Consider the following 424-nt stretch of genomic DNA (forward strand, 5'->3'; position numbering starts at 1 on the left):
TTGTCCGCGACGTTCACCGTTTGGGTGTCCTGGGCGGTGTTCCCCGCTCCATCGGTCACGGTCCATGTGACCACGGTTACCCCGATTGGAAATGGTGGGGACGCATCGTTGGTTACACCGGCTACGGAACAATTGTCATTGGTTGTCGGTGTACCGAGAACGGGATTGGCCACACAATTGGCATCGGCGTCCACGCTTACATCGGCCGGTGCTGTGATGGTGGGGTCGGTTGTATCGTTAACGGTTATGGTCTGCTGGACGTTGATGGAATTCCCTGCCCCATCGGTCACGGAGTAGGTACGCGTTATGGTCTCGGGGTTTGAGAGCCCGTCGGAGACATCCGAGACGAACGCGACCGTTGGCACCCCGCAGTTGTCGGCCTCGTCGGTAACGACAAGGATATCAGGCAGGGGCACATCACCTG

At 58.7% G+C, this 424-nt stretch carries 1 protein-coding gene; it reads right to left on the minus strand.

Features of this window, described 5'->3' with window-relative positions; all coding sequences use genetic code 11:
• A partial coding sequence (locus ACRHOZ_RS20820; RefSeq protein ID WP_431130162.1) for a hypothetical protein occupies positions 1 to 365 on the minus strand: 365 nt, incomplete at its 3' end.
• Between the last annotated feature and the right edge of the window lie 59 nt (positions 366 to 424).

Source organism: Flagellimonas flava (assembly GCF_050617915.1).
GTDB lineage: Bacteria > Bacteroidota > Bacteroidia > Flavobacteriales > Flavobacteriaceae > Flagellimonas > Flagellimonas flava_A.